Source organism: Bacillus sp. SW14, assembly GCF_047608225.1.
Taxonomy (GTDB): domain Bacteria; phylum Bacillota; class Bacilli; order Bacillales; family Bacillaceae; genus Bacillus; species Bacillus subtilis_G.
In genome coordinates this window covers 1787985-1808532 of sequence record NZ_JBLKRW010000001.1, presented here as the reverse complement: position 1 = coordinate 1808532, position 20548 = coordinate 1787985, and the positions used below count along the sequence as shown (strand labels likewise).

Sequence of the window (20548 nt, the reverse complement as noted above, 5' to 3'; positions counted from 1 at the left end):
AATCATGCCTGTTTGTTTTTACCGCCTCCAACACTCGGACGGTTTTTTATTGGTATATTTTTCACAAATAAAAAAGCTTCCCCCGATACGAGGAAGCCTTCTGCCTGCCTATTAGCCTTCTACACGAACTTCTTTCATGACGTCGCCGTTAGACATGTTTTTCGCGAATTCTAGTCCGCTTGTTACTTTACCAAATACAGTGTGAACCCCGTTCAAATGAGGCTGTGGCTCATGAACGATGAAAAATTGGCTGCCGCCAGTGTCTTTTCCTGCATGTGCCATAGAAAGCGAACCCGCTTCATGAGTGTGCGGGTTTCCTTCTGTTTCACATTTGATTGTGTATCCTGGACCGCCTGTGCCAGTTCCGTGCGGGCAGCCTCCTTGGCTCACGAAGCCCGGAATCACTCGGTGGAATGTAAGACCGTCATAGAAGCCTTCGTTCGCAAGCTTTTCAAAGTTTGCGACAGTGCCCGGTGCAGCTTCAGGATAAAGTTCAAATTCAATTTTGTTGCCGTCTTCTAATAAAAAGTAACCTGTTTTCAATTGTATGCCTACTTTCTTTATTTTAATTTTCAAAGGAGATTATGTATGATAGGTTATAGCCTGTCTCTCCTTGTCGCGGCTATTATACCACACCTTTCGGGGGAAAACGAATCTCCCGGCTTTAGTAAAAAATAAAAATGAAACCTGAATGTCTTTATCTCCGTCTTACCTAACGGAACTGTCTTTTCATCATGATTCAGGTCCTCGCAAAGCAGCTCTATCCAGCTGCTTGTGAAATTGAAGGAGGTCAAACTGCTTTGAAAAAAATATGGATTGGAATGCTGGCAGCGGCCGTTTTGCTGCTGACGGTTCCGAAAGTCAGTCTCGCGGATGCCGCAGTTGGAGATGTCATTGTCACACTGGGTGCTGATTTGTCAGAATCTGATAAACAAAAAGTGCTTAATGAAATGAATGTCCCTGATAATGCCACAACGGTAACGGTGACCAATAAGGAAGAGCATGAATATTTAGGAAAATATATATCGAACGCTCAAATCGGATCAAGAGCGATTTCTTCATCGTCAATAACCATCGCCAAAAAAGGCTCTGGACTGAATGTTGAGACACATAATATCAGCGGCATTACAGATGAAATGTACCTAAATGCGCTGATGACAGCCGGTGTTAAAGATGCGAAGGTGTATGTGACAGCACCGTTTGAGGTATCCGGGACTGCGGCTTTAACCGGATTAATTAAGGCGTATGAAGTTTCTTCTGATGAAGCGATCTCAGAGGATGTGAAGCAAGTAGCCAACCAAGAGCTTGTCACGACATCAGAGCTTGGAGACAAAATCGGTAACGAAAATGCGGCTGCACTGATTGCAAAAATCAAAGAAGAATTTGCTAAAAACGGTGTGCCTGACAATAAGGCTGACATTGAAAAACAAGTGGACGACGCGGCTTCTGACTTAAACGTCACACTTACAGATAGCCAAAAAGATCAGCTTGTCTCCTTATTCAATAAAATGAAAAATGTTGACATCGACTGGGGACAAGTCGGTGACCAGCTTGATAAAGCGAAAGATAAGATTACGAAATTCATAGAATCAGATGAGGGCAAAAACTTCATCCAGAAAGTTATTGATTTCTTCGTATCTATCTGGAATGCGATTGTTTCTATATTCAAATAAGAAAAGGCGCCGAGAGATTCGGCGCCTTTCTTATTGCTTTACACTCGTTTTAAAGGGCAGGTCAAGTTTGACAACATCCTCGTATGTTTCTCGCTTCACGACTAAATGGGCCTCTCCATTTTCTACAAATACAACAGCAGGTCTCGGGATTCGATTGTAATTGTTGGCCATGCTGTATCCGTATGCGCCTGTACAAAAAACGGCAAGAAGATCGCCTTCTTTTACTTCTGGCAGATCAATATCCCAAATCAGCATATCACCGCTTTCACAGCACTTTCCGGCAATCGATACCGTATTGTCATGCGCTTCTCCGATACGATTGGCTGTTGCTGCTTCATACTTAGCCTGATAAAGTGCAGGACGAATATTGTCGTTCATGCCTCCGTCTACAGCCACATACTGGCGGACGCCCGGCACTTCTTTTTGAGAGCCAACCGTATAAAGGGTTGTGCCAGCATCTCCCACGAGAGAACGTCCCGGTTCGATCCAAATTTCCGGAATGTTAAAACCGTAACGGGCAGCATTTTCTTTCACAGCATCGATAATTTTTTCAACGTATTCAGTAGCGTGAAGCGGTTGATCTTCTTCGGTATAACGGATGCCGAAACCTCCTCCGAGATTCAACACCTTGGATACAAACGAGTATGATTCTCTCCACTCGTCGAGTTTTTTGAAGATTTTTTCCGCTGCTAACACAAAACCGGCCGTATCAAAAATTTGCGAGCCTATATGGCAATGGACACCCAGAAGCTGAATGTGTTCTGATTGTAATACTTGCTCAATCGCCCGTTCAGTTTGTCCGTTATGAAGATCGAAACCAAACTTCGAATCTTCCTGGCCAGTTGTAATGTAGTCATGCGTATGCGCTTCTACTCCGGGCGTTATTCGAAGAAGAACATCGATGGAGTGTCCCGTTTCTTTACATAGGTCTTCCAAAAGCGAAATTTCATAGAAATTATCCACCACAATGCAGCCGATGCGATGCTCAAGTGCCATCCGCAGTTCTTCCCTGCTCTTGTTATTCCCATGAAAGTGAATGCGTTCTGCAGGGAAGCCCGCTGCAACAGCTGTATAAAGCTCTCCACCGGACACGACATCTAAAGAAAGTCCCTCTTCCTCAGCAAGCTGAATCATTGCAACTGATGAGAATGCTTTGCTCGCATATGCCACCTGTGCTTTAAGCCCTGCAGTCATAAATGCCTGCTTAAAGCTTTTAGCACGCTCACGTATTAAAGCCACATCATATACGTAAAGAGGTGTTCCATATTTTTCCGCTAAATAAAGAGCGTCCACACCTCCGATTTCTAAATGCCCATGTTGATTTTGTCTGCTTGTGCCATGTAAGAACAATGTCATTCCCTCTTTCTTCGCTTATGGGTGAAAAGGACAGTTTTATGGACTGTCCCTTCATAATTAAGACATACATTATCATACTCTTCAGTCAGTTTCAATGCGATTATGAATTGGTAGGTTGTCTTAAGCGATTTCTTGGGTGAACGATACTGGGTCTTACTTTTGCGCCTGGTTTCGCTGTGCGGACCAGTACCTGCCACAGCGCCTTGCCGTTAAAGGGCATCAGCGGCCATAAGTACGGTGTTTGCAGGGATTTGATGCTGGACATGGCAATAATTAGCACTGTAAAACCGATAACAAGCCCTTTTACATGAAATAAGGCAACGAGTATCATGAGGGCAAGTCGGCTCATTTTATTTGCCAAACTCAATTCATAACTAGGCGTCGTAAAGGTTCCGATCGCTGCAAGTGAGACGTATAGAATCACCTCTGGTGAAAACAGGCCGACTTCAATGGCAATCTGTCCGATCAGCACAGCAGCAATTAATCCCATTGCTGTCGATAAAGCAGTCGGTGTGTGTATGGCGGCCATTCTGAGAAATTCGATTCCTAAGTCAGCTAAGAATATCTGCAGGATGATCGGGATATGCGTATCTTTATTTAAACCGATAAATTTCATATTCTCGGGCAGCAGGTCCGGCTGCAGCACAAAGAGAAACCAGATCGGGAGAAGTATAGTGGATGCCATGATACCGAAAAATCTCACCCATCTTAAAAAAGTACCGACTGCAGGCGCCTGCCTGTATTCTTCAGCATGCTGGACATGGTGGAACATTGTCGTCGGTGTGATAATCACACTCGGCGATGTATCAACCATGATGACGACATGGCCTTCAAGCACATGATTGGCCGCGACATCGGGTCTTTCGGTATAACGGACGAGCGGATACGGGTTGTAGCCTTGTTTAATAATGAATTCCTCTACTGTTTTGTCAGCCATCGTTAAGCCGTCGACATCAATGGCAGCAAGTTCTTTTTCCACAATATCTACCAGATCCGGATCTGCAATATCTTCAATATAAATAATGCTCAGATCCGTTTTTGATCGCTCGCCAACCTTTGTCATCTTAATGCGAAGTCGTTCGTCTCTGATCCGCCTTCTGAGAAGAGCCGTATTGACGACGATATTTTCAACAAATCCGTCTCTGGCTCCCCTGACCACCTTTTCCGTATCAGGTTCTTCCGGATTTCTGCCCGGATAGCTTCTGACATCAATAATAAATGCGAAGCCCGTGTCTTCAACAATAACTGCGACTAATCCCGACAGCAACTGGTCAGTCGTTTCATCCAGCGTTTTTACTTTTTCGACCTGGGCGTTAAGAATCCTGTTTTCTACAATATCGACCAGATGATCTGGATCCTCATCCCGATTGTTAATGGCAACGAGTTCTCTCATTAAATGAATGATAAAGGCCGTATCACATAATCCATTCAAATAGTAAAGCTGGATTTCTTTGTCTAAAATGGTGAGCTTGCGAACCCCTACATCGTAGCTCGTTCCCATCCCGACACGGTTTTTAAAGTATGCTTCATTTTTGTCTGGATTCCGATAAACCCGGGTTTTCTCTTTCTTTTGGTCCGGCATGATACCCGCTCCTTTCTAAAATAAACTCGACCGCTTTCATGGTGATGGGCGACCCTTTTGAGATATCGTCTTTTCTGCCCATTTTGCCAATATCCCCGATACCGACAATAAGCGGGAGATCAAGTTTATCAAGGCAATAGACTGTGTCTCCGTTCATTCTGTGTTCATCAAATTCCCGTTCCCCGACTTTATCTACACCGTATTCAGTTATTTCTCCATTGCGGTCAATGCTTACGTCAACCCTAGTCCATTCAGCCTGATGTGTTTTTGATGCGACCGCAATCACACCGAGCACTTCAATTGACGGATGCGTGGCGACATAGGTTAGAGCGGCTTCTCCCGGACCCTCTCCTTGAAGGCCGGAGTCGTCAAACATGACAAATACGGGATCATACGGTGCTGAGGTGATCAACTTGACAAGCTCCGCGCCGCTGCGAATGGAGGGATTGCCCTTTGATTGTGATATACATCGCCCTCCCACTTTGCTTGCGGCGTATTCTATTGTTTTAGCGGCGTATACATCCCCGTCTGTTACCAGTATGACCTTTCGTTTTGTCGTCATGTCGGCATTATCCTTTCGGTTTGAAAATAACAGCTACGATAAAGGCGAAGAGAATGGCGGCTGAGATACCAGCAGAGGTCAGCTCAAAAATCCCCATGCCGATTCCGATAAATCCATGTATATGAGCCTGGTGCATGGCACCGTGCAGAAGGCTGTGGCCAAAGCTGACGATCGGAACGGTGGCGCCTCCTCCGGCAAATTCAATAAATTTATCGTAAATGCCAAAACCATCTAAAATCGCGCCACTCACAACAAATGATGTCATGACGTGGGCTGGCGTCAATTTAAAAATATCCAAGAGCAGCTGGCCGACAATACAAATGGCCCCGCCGCATACAAAAGCCAAAAGGTAGTCCATGTTAAGATGCACCTCCCGCACGCTCAAATACAACCCCGTGTGCAATGGTCGGGATGGTTTCTTTTTGCTGGATCATCGTCGGGCTTAACAGCGCTCCAGTCGCCACGATGAATACACGGTTTAATTTTCCTTCTCTCAGCTGCTTAAAAATGTGAGAGTAGGTGACAAGCGCTGAACAAGCACATCCGCTCCCTCCGGCAAAGACCTGCTGATCCGGTGTATAAACTAAAAGCCCGCAATCATCATGTTTTGTGCCGACCGGATAGCCATCTTCTTTTAAGAGATCTTTTACGATAGGAGATCCGACGCCGGATAGATCACCTGTCAGGATTAGATCATAGTCATCCGCTGTCCGGTTGAGATCTTTAAAGTGCTGCTTAATCGTATCTGCTGCCGCCGGAGCCATGGCGGATCCCATATCAAACGGATCTGTAATTCCTAAGTCAGAGACCTTTCCGACAGTCGCGCTTGTGATTTGGATATCACCCTGTGTCTGACTGATAACAACGGCTCCGCTTCCGGTCACAGTAGAGGTGGCGGTGTCCGGTTTTTGCCCCCCGTATTCCGTCGGATAGCGAAACTGCCTTTCCGCTGTAGCATTATGACTGCTGGTGGCAGCGAGCGCTCTCTTGGCAAATCCGCCGTCAACTAAGGCTGATGCGACAGCCACTGTTTCCATTGATGTTGAACAGGCGCCAAACATACAAAGAAACGGGATGTTTAAGTGTCTTGCCACATAGTTGGCCGTTACGTTTTGATTTAGCAAGTCGCCTGCCAGCAATAGATCAATATCATCTTTTGTCAAATTACTTTTTCGAAGTGTTGCATTAACAGCATCTTCCATCAGCTGACGTTCAGCCATTTCCCAGCTTTTTTGATTACAGTGCATTTCATCATAGGTTTTATCATATAAAGAGCCGAGCGGTCCGTCTTTTTCCTTCGGTCCTGCTGCTGTTCCTGCCGAGTTTACAAATAACGGATGTTCAAATACCCAGGTTTGCTTTCCTGTTAATTTCATTTTTCTTCTCCTCCTATGACATCAGTTTCTCAAAAGCAAACCGAATCATTCCGACGATGTACGCAGCCACAACACCGAAAACGATGACATTCCCCGCCAGTTTAAACATGTTTGTCGCTACTCCGAGCACGAACCCTTCGCTTTTATATTCAAGAGCCGCGCTTGCCATGCTGTTGGCAAAACCTGTGACCGGCACGGCTGAACCGGCGCCTGCAAACTGCCCGATTCTGTCATAGATGCCAAACCCGGTAAGCAAGGCTGAAATTAATATCAGTGTTGCCGCCGTTGGATTTCCCGCTGTTTTTTCATCAAAATCGAAAAAATGAATATAAAAATTTTGCAGACCTTGTCCGATCGCACAGATCAGACCGCCTACAAGAAAGGCTTTGACACAATTCCAGACGTAAGGCGGCTTAGGCTGATATGTTTTCACTTTTGATTTGTAGTTTTCTTTTATGTTTGTCATCTTGAAACCTCCTATGAATGATCAATAAAATACAGCCAGTGAAATAAAGACCCCGCGATTTTCCCAATCACGATGGCCATTAACAGAATAATGATTTTACTTCTGAGCCCGATTCGTTTTGCTAAAATCGGCAGGACATTTAAAACTTCTGTAAGGGCAGCTGCGAGCATCCCGACAAACACACCTGCCAGCAGCCCGACCGGTACAGCAATCCATTTTGTTAAAAAAAGATGGTTCATATGAAGCGTCTCCCATCCCCCGAAAACAGCGCCAAGTATAACAGCTGCTTCATAGGCCTGAACGAATCTCATCGTTTTGGTGAGCTGCATCAGCCGCGGAATGATTCCCATTACGGTTAAAAAAGCAACGAAGCCAGCCCCCACCGTGATGCCTCCGCCGAGCCCGACAAAAATAATGAACAATGCACTAACGATCATGCAGGTCCTTTATTGTCTCTTGATTCTCATGCATGGCCACATAGTGATCGAGATCAAGCTGATAGTTAAACATCTCAACCTCCAGCGGACTGGGCTCTTCATTAAGGCGCTTTTTAAAGATGTGGTTAAAAAACACGATCATCCCCAGTCCCAAACCGATGCTGTATGGGATTTGAAGCAAGTATGGATAGTCATTCCTCTCTCCGGTTATGATTTCATATAGTGCGATATGAACATCTCTCATGCTTACATCCTCATGAAAGTTCATGATAGCAAGACACGATCCGATAAACAGAAGCAGCCAGACACCGATAAACAGAACCGTTGACATTTTCCGTTTGCGATATTGAATTTCGACAATGGTTTCTGCTCCGCCAACTGTTTGAACATCAAGTGCCGGATCTTGTAAATGAATGGCTTTAAGGACTTGTATGATATCCAGAATTACGATATTTTTATCTTTTTCGCTCACCTGATAAAGCGGCATAGCCGAAAGTTTCTTTTTCAGCTGAATCTGTCCTTCAATTTGCGCGGCATCTCCAACCGTGATGATATCTCCCGGATGGGCCAGCACCCTGTGGCGAAGTCGGATAAATACACGTCGTTCCATTATTGATCACCATCTTTCGGTGGTTATATATGTAGTATGTGGTTCGATTTTGTTCTCATTCATCCGCTCGAAAAGACCATAAATTACCACGCTTTTACACACAAAAAAGCCAGCCTGCATGGCAGACTAGCTATCCGGATGGTCCATTTGAACCTTGATCTGTTTCAATATTTTCTTTTCAAGCCTGGAAACCTGAACTTGAGAGATCCCAAGCCGCTCAGCCACCTCGGACTGCGTTTGGTCTTTATAATATCTGAGATAGACGATTAGTTTTTCCCTTTCTTCCAAATCTCTGATTGCTTCTTTCAATGCAATTTTGTCAAACCACTTTTCTTCAGAGTTGTCAGCGATTTGATCAAGCAGGGTGATTGGATCTCCGTCATTCTCATATACCGTTTCGTGAATCGAAGACGGCGCCCTTACCGCCTCTTGAGCAAGTACGACATCTTCAGCTTCAATCTCCAAATGGCCGGCGATCTCCTGCACTGTTGGCACTCTGCCCAGTGTTTTTGAAAGCTCATCTTTCGCGCGCCGGATTTTGTTTCCGAGTTCTTTTAATGACCTTGATACCTTTACGGTTCCATCATCGCGGATAAAACGCTGAATTTCACCGATAATCATCGGAACTGCATACGTTGAAAAACGCACATCATAGGTTAAATCAAATTTGTCAACAGATTTTAACAGCCCAATGCAGCCGATCTGGAAAAGATCATCAGGCTCATATCCTCTGTTTAAAAACCGCTGTACGACAGACCAAACAAGACGCATGTTTTTTTCTATGAGGAGGTCTCTTGCCTGCTGGTCGCCATTTTGGCTTTGTTTGATTAATTCCTTTACTTCATGGTCCTTCAGCTGAGCGTTTTTGCCGTTTTTCTTAACCTCCACATCCATAACAAATCTCCTTAATTACAAAGCGCTTTGCTTTTTGATAAGTGCTTTGTTAAGCGAATCGTTGTCCCCATCTCAGGCGAGGAATCGATACTGACATCATCCATGAAATTTTCCATAATGGTAAAGCCCATTCCAGATCGCTCAAGCTCAGGCTTAGTCGTGAATAAAGGCTGGCGGGCTTCGTCAAGATCTGTAATGCCCATGCCTTCATCACGAATGATCATATATACGACATGATCTTCCAGCGTCACTGAGATGTAAACTTTTCCGTCACAGTTCTCTTCATATCCATGGATAATGGCATTCGTTACAGCCTCTGACACGACTGTTTTGATTTCGGTCAGTTCGTCCATAGTCGGGTCTAGCTGGGCAATAAATGAAGCAACTGTCACACGGGCGAACGATTCATTCTGGCTGAGGGCAGAAAATTCAAGATGCATTTCATTTTTCATGATGCCACCCCCAGCGTCAGCAGCGCCTTCTGCTCAGATTGTTCAAATCTGATAATTTTAAACAGGCCCGACATATCAAACAGCCGCTTCACCGCAGGAGAGATAGCGCAAACAACCATTTCCCCGCCAGTTTGCTTAATTTGCTTGTATCTTCCTAAAATGACGCCAAGCCCCGAGCTGTCCATAAAGGAAAGGTCCTCCAAGTTCAGTACGATATGGCAAATATCATCCTTCTCCAGTGATTGAGTCACTTTGTGTTTCAGGGTTTCAGCCGTATGGTGATCGAGTTCGCCTGTTAATCGAATACAAAGCACAGATTCTTTGACATGCATGTCAATTCCAAGGCTCATGCTCATTCCTCCTTGATATGATCGGATAATGAGTGTTTCGATTTCGACGGAATAAATTCCTTCACCGTGACAAAACTAGTGGTCATTCGGCATAATTACTTAAATTTTGTCCAGTCTCCCATCGTCCGCTTCAAGAATGTTAAGAAACCGGCTTTCTTCATATCTTCTTTAGCAGCAACAGGACTTTCAGCAAGCACTTCTCCATCCTTTTTCAGAACGAGTGTGCCAAGCTCCTGGCCTTTTTGAATCGGAGCACTTACATTGTCATTCATTTTGATTTCTTTTTTCACATTTTTCATATCTTCGCCTTTTTTCGTCAATATTGAAATCGGCTCAGAAGTAGTGAGTTCGATAAATGTTTGTTTTCCTTTTTTGACCTTTACTTTTGCTACTATTTCATTTCGTTTATATAAAGGATGTGTTTCGTATTGACTAAAAGCGAAATCAAGCATCTTTGTGACTTGCGCGTTTCTTTCTTTAGGTGTACTCGCCCCGAACACAACCGCAATGGCCCGCATGTTTCCTTTTTTAGCCGAAGCTGTCAGACAATATTTCGCCTCTCCTGTATAGCCCGTTTTCACGCCGTCTACACCAGGATAAAATTTAATAAGCCGATTCGTGTTGACGAGCCAAAACTTTTTATCTGTATTTTCCCGCAGGTAATCCTCATACGTGCCTGTAAATTTCGTGATTGATTCGTATTTCAATAATTCCTTAGCCATGATTGCCATGTCATAAGCAGAACTGTAATGGCCCTCCTCGGTCAGTCCGGTCGGGTTTTTAAAGGATGTGTTTTTCAAGCCCAGCTCTTTTGCTTTGTTGTTCATCTTGTTTACAAATTCTTCTTCAGAGCCGGAAATAAATTCAGCCATCGCTACGGAAGCGTCATTTCCCGAAGCGATTGCGATGCCTTTCAGCATTTCTTTGACAGTCATTTCCTCACCGGGCTCGAGGAAAATTTGTGATCCGCCCATTGAAGCCGCATGCTCACTTGTACGGACCTTATCATTCATTTTGATTTTGCCTTCATCTAAAGCTTCCATAATTAAAAGCATCGTCATAATTTTCGTCATGCTTGCGGGAGCCAGTTTCTCATTGCTGTTCTTGTTGTAAAGCACTTTTCCCGTGTCACGTTCTATCAGCACCGCAGACTTCGCTTCATGAGCAAGCTCCGATGTGCCTTTTCCGTCTTGTTTTGCAAATGCAGACGGTGCAAATGTAAGCAGCATGATACCAATCAACAAAGTGGATAAAAGACGTTTCATCTCAAAAGCCCTCCATTTCATAATCTTTTTTATTTTTTCCAAGCCGGATGGTTTTATACGCCACTGATGGAAAATGTTTCGTATCTTTTTTGGGCATAAAAAAAGACAGCTGCGTCATATTAGACACAGCTGTCTTTTGATCTTGCTATTGTTTTATTCGTATTGAGCGACGACTGCTTTTACGAGCTGCAAGAATCCTGCTTTTACTTTTTCCGTCACTTCCATTACTTCATCATGACTTAAAGGCTGATCCAGAATTCCGGCTGCCGCGTTAGAGATGCAGGAAATGCCAAGGACACGCATTCCGGCATGATTAGCCACAATAACTTCCGGAACAGTGGACATGCCGACTGCGTCAGAGCCCATTGTTCTTAAGAAACGGACTTCTGCCGGTGTTTCGTAAGAAGGTCCTGTCACAGCGGTATACACGCCTTTTTGGATCGGAATGTTAAGGTTTTTCGCAACCTTTTCAGCCAAGCCGGATAGATCTTTGTCATAGGCTGAAGACATATCTGGAAATCTGGCGCCGAAATCGGCTTCGTTTGGCCCGATTAACGGATTTGTTCCCATAAAATTGATATGATCGGTAATGATCATTAAGTCTCCCGCACGGAATTCAGTGTTGACGCCGCCAGCGGCGTTTGTCACGATCAATGCTTCCACGCCGAGCGCTTTCATCACACGTACAGGGAAAGTGACTTTCTCCATTGAATAGCCTTCATAAAAATGAAAACGGCCCTGCATCGCAATGACGGAAACTCCTTCAAGGGTGCCAAGCACAAGCTGGCCGGCATGTCCTTCAACAGTAGATACCGGGAATTCTGGTATGTCTTCATATTTCAGTTTGACCGGATTTTCGATTTCGTCTGCCAAAATGCCAAGACCAGATCCTAAAATAAGGCCGATCTTTGGAGATTCCGGCAGGTTTTGCTTAATAAAAGCGGCTGCGCGTTCGATTCTGTCTTTCAAGAAACAGTCCCCCTATTGTAATGAAGATAAAAAGCTTTTTCCGTATTTCGGTTTAGTCGCTTGGAAATTATCAGCGATCGTCGCGCCGATATCAGCAAATGTATCTGCAAGCGGCAGCATTTGCACGTTCTTATGTTTTTTGCTGTATGCGAGAATCGGCACATACTCGCGTGTATGGTCGGTTCCGTGATGAATCGGATCGTTGCCGTGGTCGGCTGTAATGATTAACAGATCGTCTTCTTTCATTTTCTCAAATACTTCCGGAAGCCGCGCATCAAATTCTTCAAGCGCGCGTCCGTAGCCTTCCGGATCGCGGCGGTGTCCGAATAAGGCGTCAAAATCAACAAGGTTCGCAAAGCTCAAACCTGTAAAGTCTTCTCCCAGCGTGTCGATCACCTTGTCCATTCCGTCCATATTGGAAACTGTTCTCCGTGAAGAAGTAATGCCTTCTCCGTCATAGATATCAGAGATTTTTCCGATTGAGATCACATCTAAGCCGCTGTCTTTCAATTCGTTCATGACAGTGCGGTCAAACGGCTTAAGCGCATAGTCATGACGGTTTGGTGTCCGTTTGAATTGTCCCGGCTCTCCGACGAACGGCCGTGCGATAATGCGGCCTACCATATACTTCGGATCAAGCGTCAGCTCTCGCGCCGTTTCACAAATACGGTACAGCTCCTCAAGCGGCACAACCTCTTCGTGAGCGGCAATTTGCAGAACAGAGTCAGCAGATGTGTATACAATTAAAGCCCCTGTCTCCATGTGTTCTTGGCCAAGTTCATCCAAAATCGCTGTGCCGGAAGCCGGCTTGTTTCCGATAATTTTGCGTCCAGATCTCTTTTCCAGCTCCTGAAGCAGTTCATCAGGAAAACCTTCCGGGAACACTTTAAACGGTTTATCAATATACAAGCCCATGATCTCCCAATGGCCGGTCATGGTATCTTTACCGTTAGACGCTTCTTGCATTTTTCCATAATACGCAAGCGGATGTTCTGTTTTTTCCACACCTTTGATATCTCCGATGAGACCAAGGCCGAGTTTTGCCATATTCGGCATATGTAATCCATTCATATGCTCGGCAATATGCCCGAGCGTATTGGCGCCTTCGTCATTAAAGTCAGCGGCGTCCGGCGCTTCGCCGATTCCGACTGAGTCCATCACAATTAAAAACACACGATTATATTTGTATGCAGGCATCTTGAAAGCCTCCTTTTTTTCTATACGTCTATTGTATCGCTAAGAGGTCTGACAACTCAAGTATAAACCGTTTTCATTCCCGTTGACAATGAATTCGGAAATAATGAGAAACTTCAATATTTTCTGTCGCGCTAAACAAAAAAGCCGCAGCCCCCCCCCTGCGGCTAGGCGCGCGGATGAAACTGCTTGTACACATCCTTCAGCCTTGTTTTCGTCACATGCGTATAAATTTGCGTCGTGGATATATCCGCATGGCCGAGCATTTCCTGCACCGCTCTAAGATCAGCCCCGTTCTCAAGCAGATGCGTCGCAAAGGAATGCCTGAGTGTATGCGGGGTCAGCTCTTTTTTGATTCCGGCTTCAAGGGCGATTTTCTTTAGGTTTTTCCAAAACCCCTGACGGCTGATTTGCTTGCCGTGATGATTTAAAAAGAGGGCGTCAGACACTTTGTTTTTCAGTAGTTTCCCCCTGGCTTGCGTCATATATTCCTCAATGGCGGAAGCGGCAGCTTCACCGATTGGCACAATCCGTTCTTTTCTTCCTTTCCCGAAGCAGCGGACAAAACCCATGGATAAATGAACATCTGCCGTTTTCAATTCTATCATTTCACTGACTCGTATGCCTGTTGCATAAAGCAGCTCCAGCATCGCTTTATCCCGATAGCCGAAAGGGCTCGTCAGTTTAGGCGTGTCCAATAATCGCTCGACCTCATTGAGCGCGAGCACCTTCGGAAGCGCCCGTTCGGTCTTTTGTGTTTCGATATGAACGGAAGGATCCTTGTCCGTCACCTTTTCCCTGAGCAGAAATTGGTGAAAGGAGCGAATGGATGCCAAATGCCTCGCTGATGTCTTGCCGGATTTCCCCGAGTCCTTCAAGTGCTTTAAATATTGGATAATATGTATGCGGGTTACGTGATTCCAATCTGTAACATGAAGGGTTTCTGTTAAATAGAGAGAATAGCTTTTCAGGTCCCGTTCATAGGATACCACTGTGTTTTGTGAAAGCCCTCTCTCTACCATGACGTAGTGGATGAAATCCTTTATTTGATCTTTCACTCTAGATCTACTCCCCGTTTTGGTAAAAAAAGATCAACCGGTTGAACCATCCGCCTTTTTCATCCTGATCCATTTCAACAACTTTTACAGCGGAGCCTTCCGGTTTATCGTACCGATGATAGTTTTCATACTCTTGATTCACCCATATCATAGCATAATAGAACAGAGCGGTAAAACCGGTAAACAGGATGAAAACTTTCAATGCATCGAGAGCTGTTTTCAGGAATCTTCCCATGTCTTAATCGATCCTTTCCCTATGGTTCCAGTTATTTAAACCATATGCCAAATCAGAAAGGTTTTATACATAGAAACAGCAAAAAACCCTTTCCCCGTGAGAAAAGGTTCGCGCTCGGCATCGTCTATTCAGTTTCTGTTCCGTTACAGCGGTGGCAAATGCCGTGAAACGTCAATCTATGATCTTTAATCTTAAATTTCCAATCACGTTCAATGATTTCTTCCACGTCTTCAAGCAAATCTTCTTCAATTTCATCAACGGCTCCGCACTCCATACACACCAAGTGATGATGAAAGTGAGCTGCGCCCTCTTTCCGTAGGTCGTAACGGGACACGCCGTCTCCAAAGTTAATTTTATCAACGACTTTTAATTCAGTTAATAATTCAAGCGTACGGTATACTGTTGCGAGACCGATCTCAGGAGATTTCTCTTTTACGAGGAGGTATACGTCTTCTGCGCTTAAATGGTCTTCTTCGTTTTCAAGCAGCACTCTTACTGTCGCTTCACGCTGAGGCGTAAGTTTGTAGCTGGATGAGTGCAGTTGTTTCTTAATTCGATCAATACGGTTTTCCATGTCTTTCCCTCCTACGCCGCATTCCATGACTCATTATAACAAAATACGCGCAGAGTTCCAACTATAATTATTATAAACTGATAAATAAAATGTTTTTCTTTTAATAATCATTTTAAAATAGTCTCAATGTAAGCTTTTCCATTAACACAGGAGATAAATATGCTTCAAAGAGAGATGAGATCAGTGCTAAAAACAGAATGACCAGAAGCACGAGGGCATATTGGCCGAACCACTGAATCGGCGCATCATGCAGGCTTCGTTTAACGAACAGCTGCCTGATTAACTTTAATGAAAACGCAATTGCACATGTGCCCATAATGAGATAAGCCGGAATTAGCAGTACATTTTGCGGCAAAACGGAGACAAAGGATAAGAAAAAACCGCTGATTCCCATCTGATTGACGAGAAATCCGACAGTAAAGCCGACAACGATTCCTTTCAGAAAGATCATGATGAAAATAATCGGCATCCCAATGACGGAAATCCCCAATATCCACATCAGCCCTAAATATTTTACATTATGAAAGATACTTTGCCCAAACATATCGGATGAACTTGCCTGTTTACCATCCGAAAGCTGTCCGAAAAATTGGCTTAAATAGTAATATAAATCTTCTTTCTGGCTGATGGTCATGCTGTTGACAATAATCGCCCCAAAAATGACACCCATGAAAAACAGGACTGAGACAAATATATAAAGAGAGAGATGATCTTTGACATGTCTGAGAAAGATGTCCTTATAAGAGATTTTTCGCATTCCGTTTCCTCCCGCCCGCTCTAGTGATTTGATTTAATAGATTGTATGAAAGAAACGGAAAAACATGCCCTTTTTCAAAAAGGAACGCTAGGAGAAGAATGCTAGGCGGCTTTTTTGGGCACAAAAAAACCCTTATCATCAACTGATATATGATCATAAGGATTCTTGGGCTTTCTTGTATTCAACATCTCTTTTTTGCTTTTCGTCATTCTTTCATGTGTACTGAAGGATGGTGTGCTGCCTCTTGATAATAAGACGTCACGTCCGCCGTTTCTCAGCAGATGCTCCCGCTTCTTTTTCGCTCGGCTTTTTGCCATGCTAATCACTCCCTTATTGATTTTCATAGCAATTATAGCAAAAAAATGAACTCATGATGAAAAAAAACAGCACCTTGTATGCCAGGTGCTGCTTTACTTCATTTATTTCACTGCTGTAAGAGCTGCTCGCTCGACCGCAGCTGCTACCTCATGATGGACTTTTGAGTCAAGCGGCTGAGGAACCACATCGCCTTGCTTTGTGCAGGCTGCGATGGCCTCTGCTGCAGCGACAAGCATATCATGATTAATCTCCTTGCTTTTTGCGTTGAGCGCCCCTCTGAAAATACCCGGGAAGCCAAGCACATTATTAACAGAACGCCCGTCAGCTGCATATGCGGCGCCAGCCTGCAGCGCGGCCTCCGGCTCAATTTCCGGCTTCGGATTCGATAAAGCCAAAATCACCTGGCCAGAACGTACAAATGCTGGTTTAATTAACCCGGGAACTCCGGTTGTGGCAATGATAATATCGCATGTTTCCATGAGCTCCTCGATGCTGGCAGCTGCCTGTCCGCCATATTGTTCGAGACGGTTCATCGCTTCCTCAGATTTGTCTGTTCCGTATACAGCTTTTACGCCATAGGCCATAAACATCCGGCAGATAGCGACGCCTGCTGCGCCCAGACCGATTTGCCCCACCTTCGCTTCTTTCAGGTCAACACCCGCGCTCCTGCATGCCGAGATGGCAGCAGCCAGCGTCACAACGGCTGTACCGTGCTGATCATCGTGCATAACAGGGATGTTCAGCTCCTCTTTTAGGCGGTCCTCGATTTCGAAGCAATGCGGCGAGCCGATATCCTCAAGCAAGATGCCGTTAAAACCTGGTGAAATATGTTTTACTGTTTTGATGATCTCTTCAGGATCACTCGTATCAAGCAATATCGGTATGCCGCTGATACCCGCCAGCTGATCAAACAAAGCAGCCTTTCCTTCCATGACAGGCATGCCTGCCACAGAGCCGATATTCCCAAGACCGAGAATTGCCGTTCCATCCGTTACAATCGCGACAGAATTGCTGATCGTTGTATAAATAGAAGCTTTTTCGGGGTCTTTTTCGATCAGCCTGCACACGTCTGCAACACCTGGTGTATAGACACGCCCGAGCTCTGCCAGTGAGCGGATCGGCATTTTGCTTTTCATTTGGATTTTTCCGCCTTCATGTGCGGACAGGACTTCATCAGATACGGTGTGAAGCCTGATCCCTTCTCCCAGGCCCTGTACAGCCGCGATCACTTCCTGAAGCTGTTCTTCATTCTCCACTTGAACGGTAATATTCCGCATTGTGTAATTGGGTCCGACTTTTACTGTCTCCACTTCACCAATATCCCCGCCCAGAAGGCCGATTGCCGTCGCTACCCTTCCTAGATTTCCGGGAACCGAAGGCGTTTCAATCATCAGTGTCCGAATCATGTGTTTCGCTATCATTCAGTGATCCTCCCCAATTAGCCTAGTTTTTCGGCTTTAGCTGTATTGTTTTTCGTATACCATATAAATTTTCCTGTATAACCATAGATAATAGCAAGACCTATTGCAACAAAACTGAGCCACATAAACGGCAGATAGGCGAAGGTAGAAACCCCTAAAATACCAGCCATGTAAATACCGTTATCAGACCAAGGGACCATACCTGAAGTTAATGTTCCCCCCACCTCTGAGTTACGGGATAGCACCCTTCTGTCTAGATTCAATCGATCATAGCTGTTTTCCATAATCTTCGGTGTCAAAATAAGAGATACATACATCGCACAGCCGAAGATGTTCGCTAAAAATGCTACAATCAGCGTAGATATAGTGACGTTGCCCGGTGATGTTAATTTCTTTTCAAACATAGAGACGATCACTTTTAAGACGCCAAGCTTTTCAAGCAGCCCGCCAAATCCGAGACCAAAGATAATGACGACAAGGGAACCGAGCATTCCGACGATGCCTCCGCGATTTAACAGGCCGTTCAAGAATTCAACATCTGTTTTAATAGAGAAGCCGTTGTAGGCAGTTGCAATCGCATCCGCTGGATTCATGCCTTGGAAAACAACAGCCCAGATAGCGCCAAGCAAAGCGCCAATTACGATAACCGGCATTGACGGCTTTTTCATCGCCAATAAGACGATGACGACAACAGCCGGGATCAGCATCCAAATATGAATGTCAAACGTATTTTGCAAAGAAGATTTCAAAAATTCAACTTTATCAAGATCAATATTTTTCCCGCCGTACATAAAACCGGTAATTGTAAAGAGGATTGCTGTAATCACATACGCCGGCACAGATAAAAAGAGCATGGCTCTGACGTGGTCTAAGACATCCACTTTCGCTAGTGAAGATGCGAGAACTGTGCTGTCTGAAAGAGGTGACAGCTTGTCCCCGAAATAAGCGCCTGAAAGAATTGCGCCCGCTACAAGAGGAAGCGGAAGGCCTAACCCTTCTCCAATTGCGATCATGGCAATGCCGGCAGTCCCGACTGTTCCCCATGAGGTTCCTGTTGCTACAGACATAATGGAACAAATAATTAACGTTGCAAGTAAAAAGATACTAGGATGAATAAATTCTAAACCATAGTAAATCAGAGTCGGTACGATCCCTCCGGCGATCCATGTTCCAATAAGTGCTCCTACTGAAACAAGAATCAGAACAGCTTCAAGACCGTTTGATATACCATACAGAATGGCATTCTGCATATCTTTATAAGAATAACCGAGTCTGATACCGAGAATCATTGCGATAAACCAGGAAATGAAAAGCGCAAGCTGTATCGGCAAGTCTAAAAAGACTGTAAACGACATGACAAGTGCTAAAAATGATCCTAGAACAATAATTATTTCGAATAATGTTGGCAGTCTTACATCCTTCAAAAGAAGTCCCCCTTCATGTAAAAAGCTAAAACGCTTTCAATAAATAGTGCAATACACGTATACTATACTTCCTCATCCCTATGTTGTAAACAGCTTATTCATCCGACTATCGGAGATGAATAAGCTGTATTTTGTTCAAATTTTATTTTTCTAATAGTTCTTTCCCTGCAATCCCTGGTTTTGTCATTTCGTACGGGTTTAAAATAGTATCCAATTCTTCCTCTGTCAGCACATCATGCTGCAGGCAAAGATCACGGACTGATTGGCCTGTCATAATGGCTTCCCGGGCAATTCGGGCTGCCGCTTCATATCCAAGATGCGGATTGACTGCAGTGATGACACCTGCGCTTTTTTCCACGTACTGTTTCAAGCGTTTTTCATTGGCCTCGATGCCTTTTAAGCAATTGTCAGTGAACGAACGGAAGCCGTTGTTCATGATGCTGATGGATTGAAGCAAATTAAAGACAAGCACGGGCTCCATCACGTTCAATTCAAGCTGGCCGGCTTCTGAAGCAAGGCAGATTGTATTATCGTTTCCGATGACCTGAAACGCAATTTGGTTGATCAGCTCTGCCATAACCGGATTGACTTTACCCGGCATAATGGATGACCCCGGCTGACGTGCAGGCAGAGAAATTTCCGCAAGTCCGGCGCGCGGGCCTGATGCCATTAAGCGAAGATCGTTTGCGATCTTAGACATGTTCATCATGCAGACCTTTAATGCTGCTGACACCTCTGTATAAGCATCCGTATTTTGTGTGGCATCAACAAGATGATCAGCGCCGACAAGAGGAAGCCCGCTAATATCAGCAAGATGCTTCACTACCTGTTTGATATATTCTGGATCTGCGTTCAGGCCTGTGCCGACAGCAGTTGCGCCCATGTTGACCTCATACAGGTGCTGGCGTGATTGCTTGATTCGTTTGATATCACGCTCCAGAACGCGGCTGTACGCTTCGAATTCCTGGCCGAGACGAATCGGAACAGCATCTTGAAGGTGTGTCCGCCCCATTTTAATAACAGAATCAAATTCCTGTGCTTTTTGTTTGAACACACTATGCATATCTTCCATTGTTTTCAACAGTTTTTCTAAAAGATTCAACGTGGAAATATGAATAGCAGTCGGGAACACATCGTTGGTTGACTGTGACATATTCACATGTGTGTTTGGGCTTAAATGGATATAATCGCCCTTTTTATGTCCCATAATTTCGAGCGCCCGGTTTCCAATCACCTCATTTGCATTCATATTCATAGAAGTTCCGGCACCGCCCTGAATCGGATCGACGATAAACTGATCGTGCCATCTGCCTTCCAGAATCTCGCCAGCGGCTTGTACGATAGCTTGGCCAATTCCTTCATAAAGCCGTTTCACGTCCATATTGGCAAGAGCCGCAGCTTTTTTTACGATCGCCAGCGCGTTAATCATTTCTTCATGGATCTTGTATCCCGTAATCGGAAAGTTTTCAGAAGCACGGAGCGTCTGAATTCCGTAATAAACATCCGCTTCAATTTGTTTTTCCCCAAGGAAGTCTTTTTCCACACGGTATTCTTTTTGGCCGTTTAACATAATCT

General features: G+C 44.7%; 24 protein-coding genes. 1 reads left to right on the top strand and 23 read right to left on the bottom strand.

Features of this window, described 5'->3' with window-relative positions:
• Window positions 1–111 precede the first annotated feature (111 nt).
• Window positions 112–543: a peptidylprolyl isomerase gene (locus ACMX2I_RS09380; protein ID WP_087990809.1), complete on the bottom strand. Its 432-nt coding sequence runs from the start codon at window positions 541–543 to the stop codon at window positions 112–114.
• 257 nt (window positions 544–800) lie between these two features.
• On the opposite strand from ACMX2I_RS09380, the gene ACMX2I_RS09375 reads away from it, so the two are divergent.
• A complete protein-coding gene (locus ACMX2I_RS09375; RefSeq protein WP_087990593.1) occupies window positions 801–1673 on the top strand; it encodes a DUF1002 domain-containing protein in 873 nt (290 codons plus the stop codon).
• Window positions 1674–1703: 30 nt separating this feature from the next.
• On the opposite strand, the gene lysA is transcribed toward ACMX2I_RS09375, so the two are convergent.
• The 22 genes from lysA to aspA form a co-directional block, all read right to left on the bottom strand.
• Window positions 1704–3023 carry a diaminopimelate decarboxylase gene (gene lysA / locus ACMX2I_RS09370; RefSeq protein WP_202327723.1) on the bottom strand — a complete coding sequence of 440 codons (1320 nt, stop codon included), beginning with the start codon at window positions 3021–3023 and terminating at the stop codon, window positions 1704–1706.
• A gap of 106 nt (window positions 3024–3129) precedes the next feature.
• Window positions 3130–4611 (bottom strand): spore germination protein, encoded by a 1482-nt coding sequence (locus tag ACMX2I_RS09365; protein ID WP_414956771.1) that lies wholly within the window; start codon window positions 4609–4611, stop codon window positions 3130–3132.
• The gene (spoVAEA, locus tag ACMX2I_RS09360; protein WP_087990596.1) at window positions 4556–5173 is read right to left on the bottom strand and encodes a stage V sporulation protein SpoVABEA; all 618 of its coding nucleotides are present in this window, start codon (window positions 5171–5173) and stop codon (window positions 4556–4558) included. Before spoVAEA ends, ACMX2I_RS09365 begins: the two co-directional genes overlap by 56 nt.
• Window positions 5174–5180: 7 nt before the next feature.
• Entirely contained in the window at window positions 5181–5531 is a 351-nt protein-coding gene (gene spoVAE, locus ACMX2I_RS09355; protein WP_087990597.1) for a stage V sporulation protein AE, read from the bottom strand.
• A 1-nt stretch (window position 5532) separates the two neighbouring features.
• Window positions 5533–6549, bottom strand: coding sequence for a stage V sporulation protein AD (gene spoVAD, locus ACMX2I_RS09350; protein ID WP_414956770.1), 1017 nt, complete (start codon window positions 6547–6549; stop codon window positions 5533–5535).
• A 13-nt stretch (window positions 6550–6562) separates the two neighbouring features.
• On the bottom strand, window positions 6563–7015 hold the full coding sequence (gene spoVAC / locus ACMX2I_RS09345; protein WP_148961946.1) for a stage V sporulation protein AC: 453 nt from the start codon (window positions 7013–7015) through the stop codon (window positions 6563–6565).
• Between the two features lie 11 nt (window positions 7016–7026).
• The gene (spoVAB, locus tag ACMX2I_RS09340) at window positions 7027–7452 is read right to left on the bottom strand and encodes a stage V sporulation protein SpoVAB (RefSeq protein ID WP_087990599.1); all 426 of its coding nucleotides are present in this window, start codon (window positions 7450–7452) and stop codon (window positions 7027–7029) included.
• Window positions 7442–8062: a stage V sporulation protein SpoVAA gene (gene spoVAA / locus ACMX2I_RS09335; RefSeq protein ID WP_414956769.1), complete on the bottom strand. Its 621-nt coding sequence runs from the start codon at window positions 8060–8062 to the stop codon at window positions 7442–7444. The genes spoVAB and spoVAA overlap by 11 nt, the downstream gene beginning before the upstream one ends.
• Window positions 8063–8188: 126 nt before the next feature.
• Window positions 8189–8956, bottom strand: coding sequence for an RNA polymerase sporulation sigma factor SigF (gene sigF / locus ACMX2I_RS09330; RefSeq protein WP_087990601.1), 768 nt, complete (start codon window positions 8954–8956; stop codon window positions 8189–8191).
• An 11-nt stretch (window positions 8957–8967) separates the two neighbouring features.
• On the bottom strand, window positions 8968–9408 hold the full coding sequence (spoIIAB, locus tag ACMX2I_RS09325; RefSeq protein ID WP_414956768.1) for an anti-sigma F factor: 441 nt from the start codon (window positions 9406–9408) through the stop codon (window positions 8968–8970).
• Window positions 9405–9758: an anti-sigma F factor antagonist gene (gene spoIIAA / locus ACMX2I_RS09320; RefSeq protein WP_087990603.1), complete on the bottom strand. Its 354-nt coding sequence runs from the start codon at window positions 9756–9758 to the stop codon at window positions 9405–9407. The genes spoIIAB and spoIIAA overlap by 4 nt, the downstream gene beginning before the upstream one ends.
• Before the next feature lie 95 nt (window positions 9759–9853).
• The gene (gene dacF / locus ACMX2I_RS09315; protein WP_414956767.1) at window positions 9854–11023 is read right to left on the bottom strand and encodes a D-alanyl-D-alanine carboxypeptidase DacF; all 1170 of its coding nucleotides are present in this window, start codon (window positions 11021–11023) and stop codon (window positions 9854–9856) included.
• A gap of 153 nt (window positions 11024–11176) precedes the next feature.
• Window positions 11177–11992 (bottom strand): purine nucleoside phosphorylase I, inosine and guanosine-specific, encoded by an 816-nt coding sequence (locus ACMX2I_RS09310; RefSeq protein WP_414956766.1) that lies wholly within the window; start codon window positions 11990–11992, stop codon window positions 11177–11179.
• Between the two features lie 12 nt (window positions 11993–12004).
• Window positions 12005–13189, bottom strand: a complete 1185-nt coding sequence (deoB, locus tag ACMX2I_RS09305; protein ID WP_414956765.1) for a phosphopentomutase — start codon at window positions 13187–13189, stop codon at window positions 12005–12007.
• Window positions 13190–13353: 164 nt separating this feature from the next.
• Window positions 13354–14244: a site-specific tyrosine recombinase XerD gene (gene xerD, locus ACMX2I_RS09300; RefSeq protein WP_414956764.1), complete on the bottom strand. Its 891-nt coding sequence runs from the start codon at window positions 14242–14244 to the stop codon at window positions 13354–13356.
• A 7-nt stretch (window positions 14245–14251) separates the two neighbouring features.
• The gene (locus tag ACMX2I_RS09295; RefSeq protein ID WP_414956763.1) at window positions 14252–14479 is read right to left on the bottom strand and encodes a YqzK family protein; all 228 of its coding nucleotides are present in this window, start codon (window positions 14477–14479) and stop codon (window positions 14252–14254) included.
• Between the two features lie 124 nt (window positions 14480–14603).
• Window positions 14604–15053 carry a ferric iron uptake transcriptional regulator gene (gene fur / locus ACMX2I_RS09290; protein ID WP_010328189.1) on the bottom strand — a complete coding sequence of 150 codons (450 nt, stop codon included), beginning with the start codon at window positions 15051–15053 and terminating at the stop codon, window positions 14604–14606.
• 112 nt (window positions 15054–15165) lie between these two features.
• Complete coding sequence (spoIIM, locus tag ACMX2I_RS09285; RefSeq protein WP_202327315.1) at window positions 15166–15810, bottom strand: stage II sporulation protein M; 645 nt, start codon at window positions 15808–15810, stop codon at window positions 15166–15168.
• A 101-nt stretch (window positions 15811–15911) separates the two neighbouring features.
• Entirely contained in the window at window positions 15912–16127 is a 216-nt protein-coding gene (locus ACMX2I_RS09280) for a hypothetical protein (protein WP_087990609.1), read from the bottom strand.
• A gap of 102 nt (window positions 16128–16229) precedes the next feature.
• Complete coding sequence (locus tag ACMX2I_RS09275) at window positions 16230–17549, bottom strand: NAD-dependent malic enzyme (RefSeq protein WP_087990610.1); 1320 nt, start codon at window positions 17547–17549, stop codon at window positions 16230–16232.
• 17 nt (window positions 17550–17566) lie between these two features.
• A complete protein-coding gene (gene mleN, locus ACMX2I_RS09270) occupies window positions 17567–18973 on the bottom strand; it encodes a malate-H+/Na+-lactate antiporter MleN (protein ID WP_087990611.1) in 1407 nt (468 codons plus the stop codon).
• Window positions 18974–19115: 142 nt separating this feature from the next.
• The gene (gene aspA, locus ACMX2I_RS09265) at window positions 19116–20543 is read right to left on the bottom strand and encodes an aspartate ammonia-lyase (protein WP_087990612.1); all 1428 of its coding nucleotides are present in this window, start codon (window positions 20541–20543) and stop codon (window positions 19116–19118) included.
• Window positions 20544–20548: the final 5 nt, after the last annotated feature.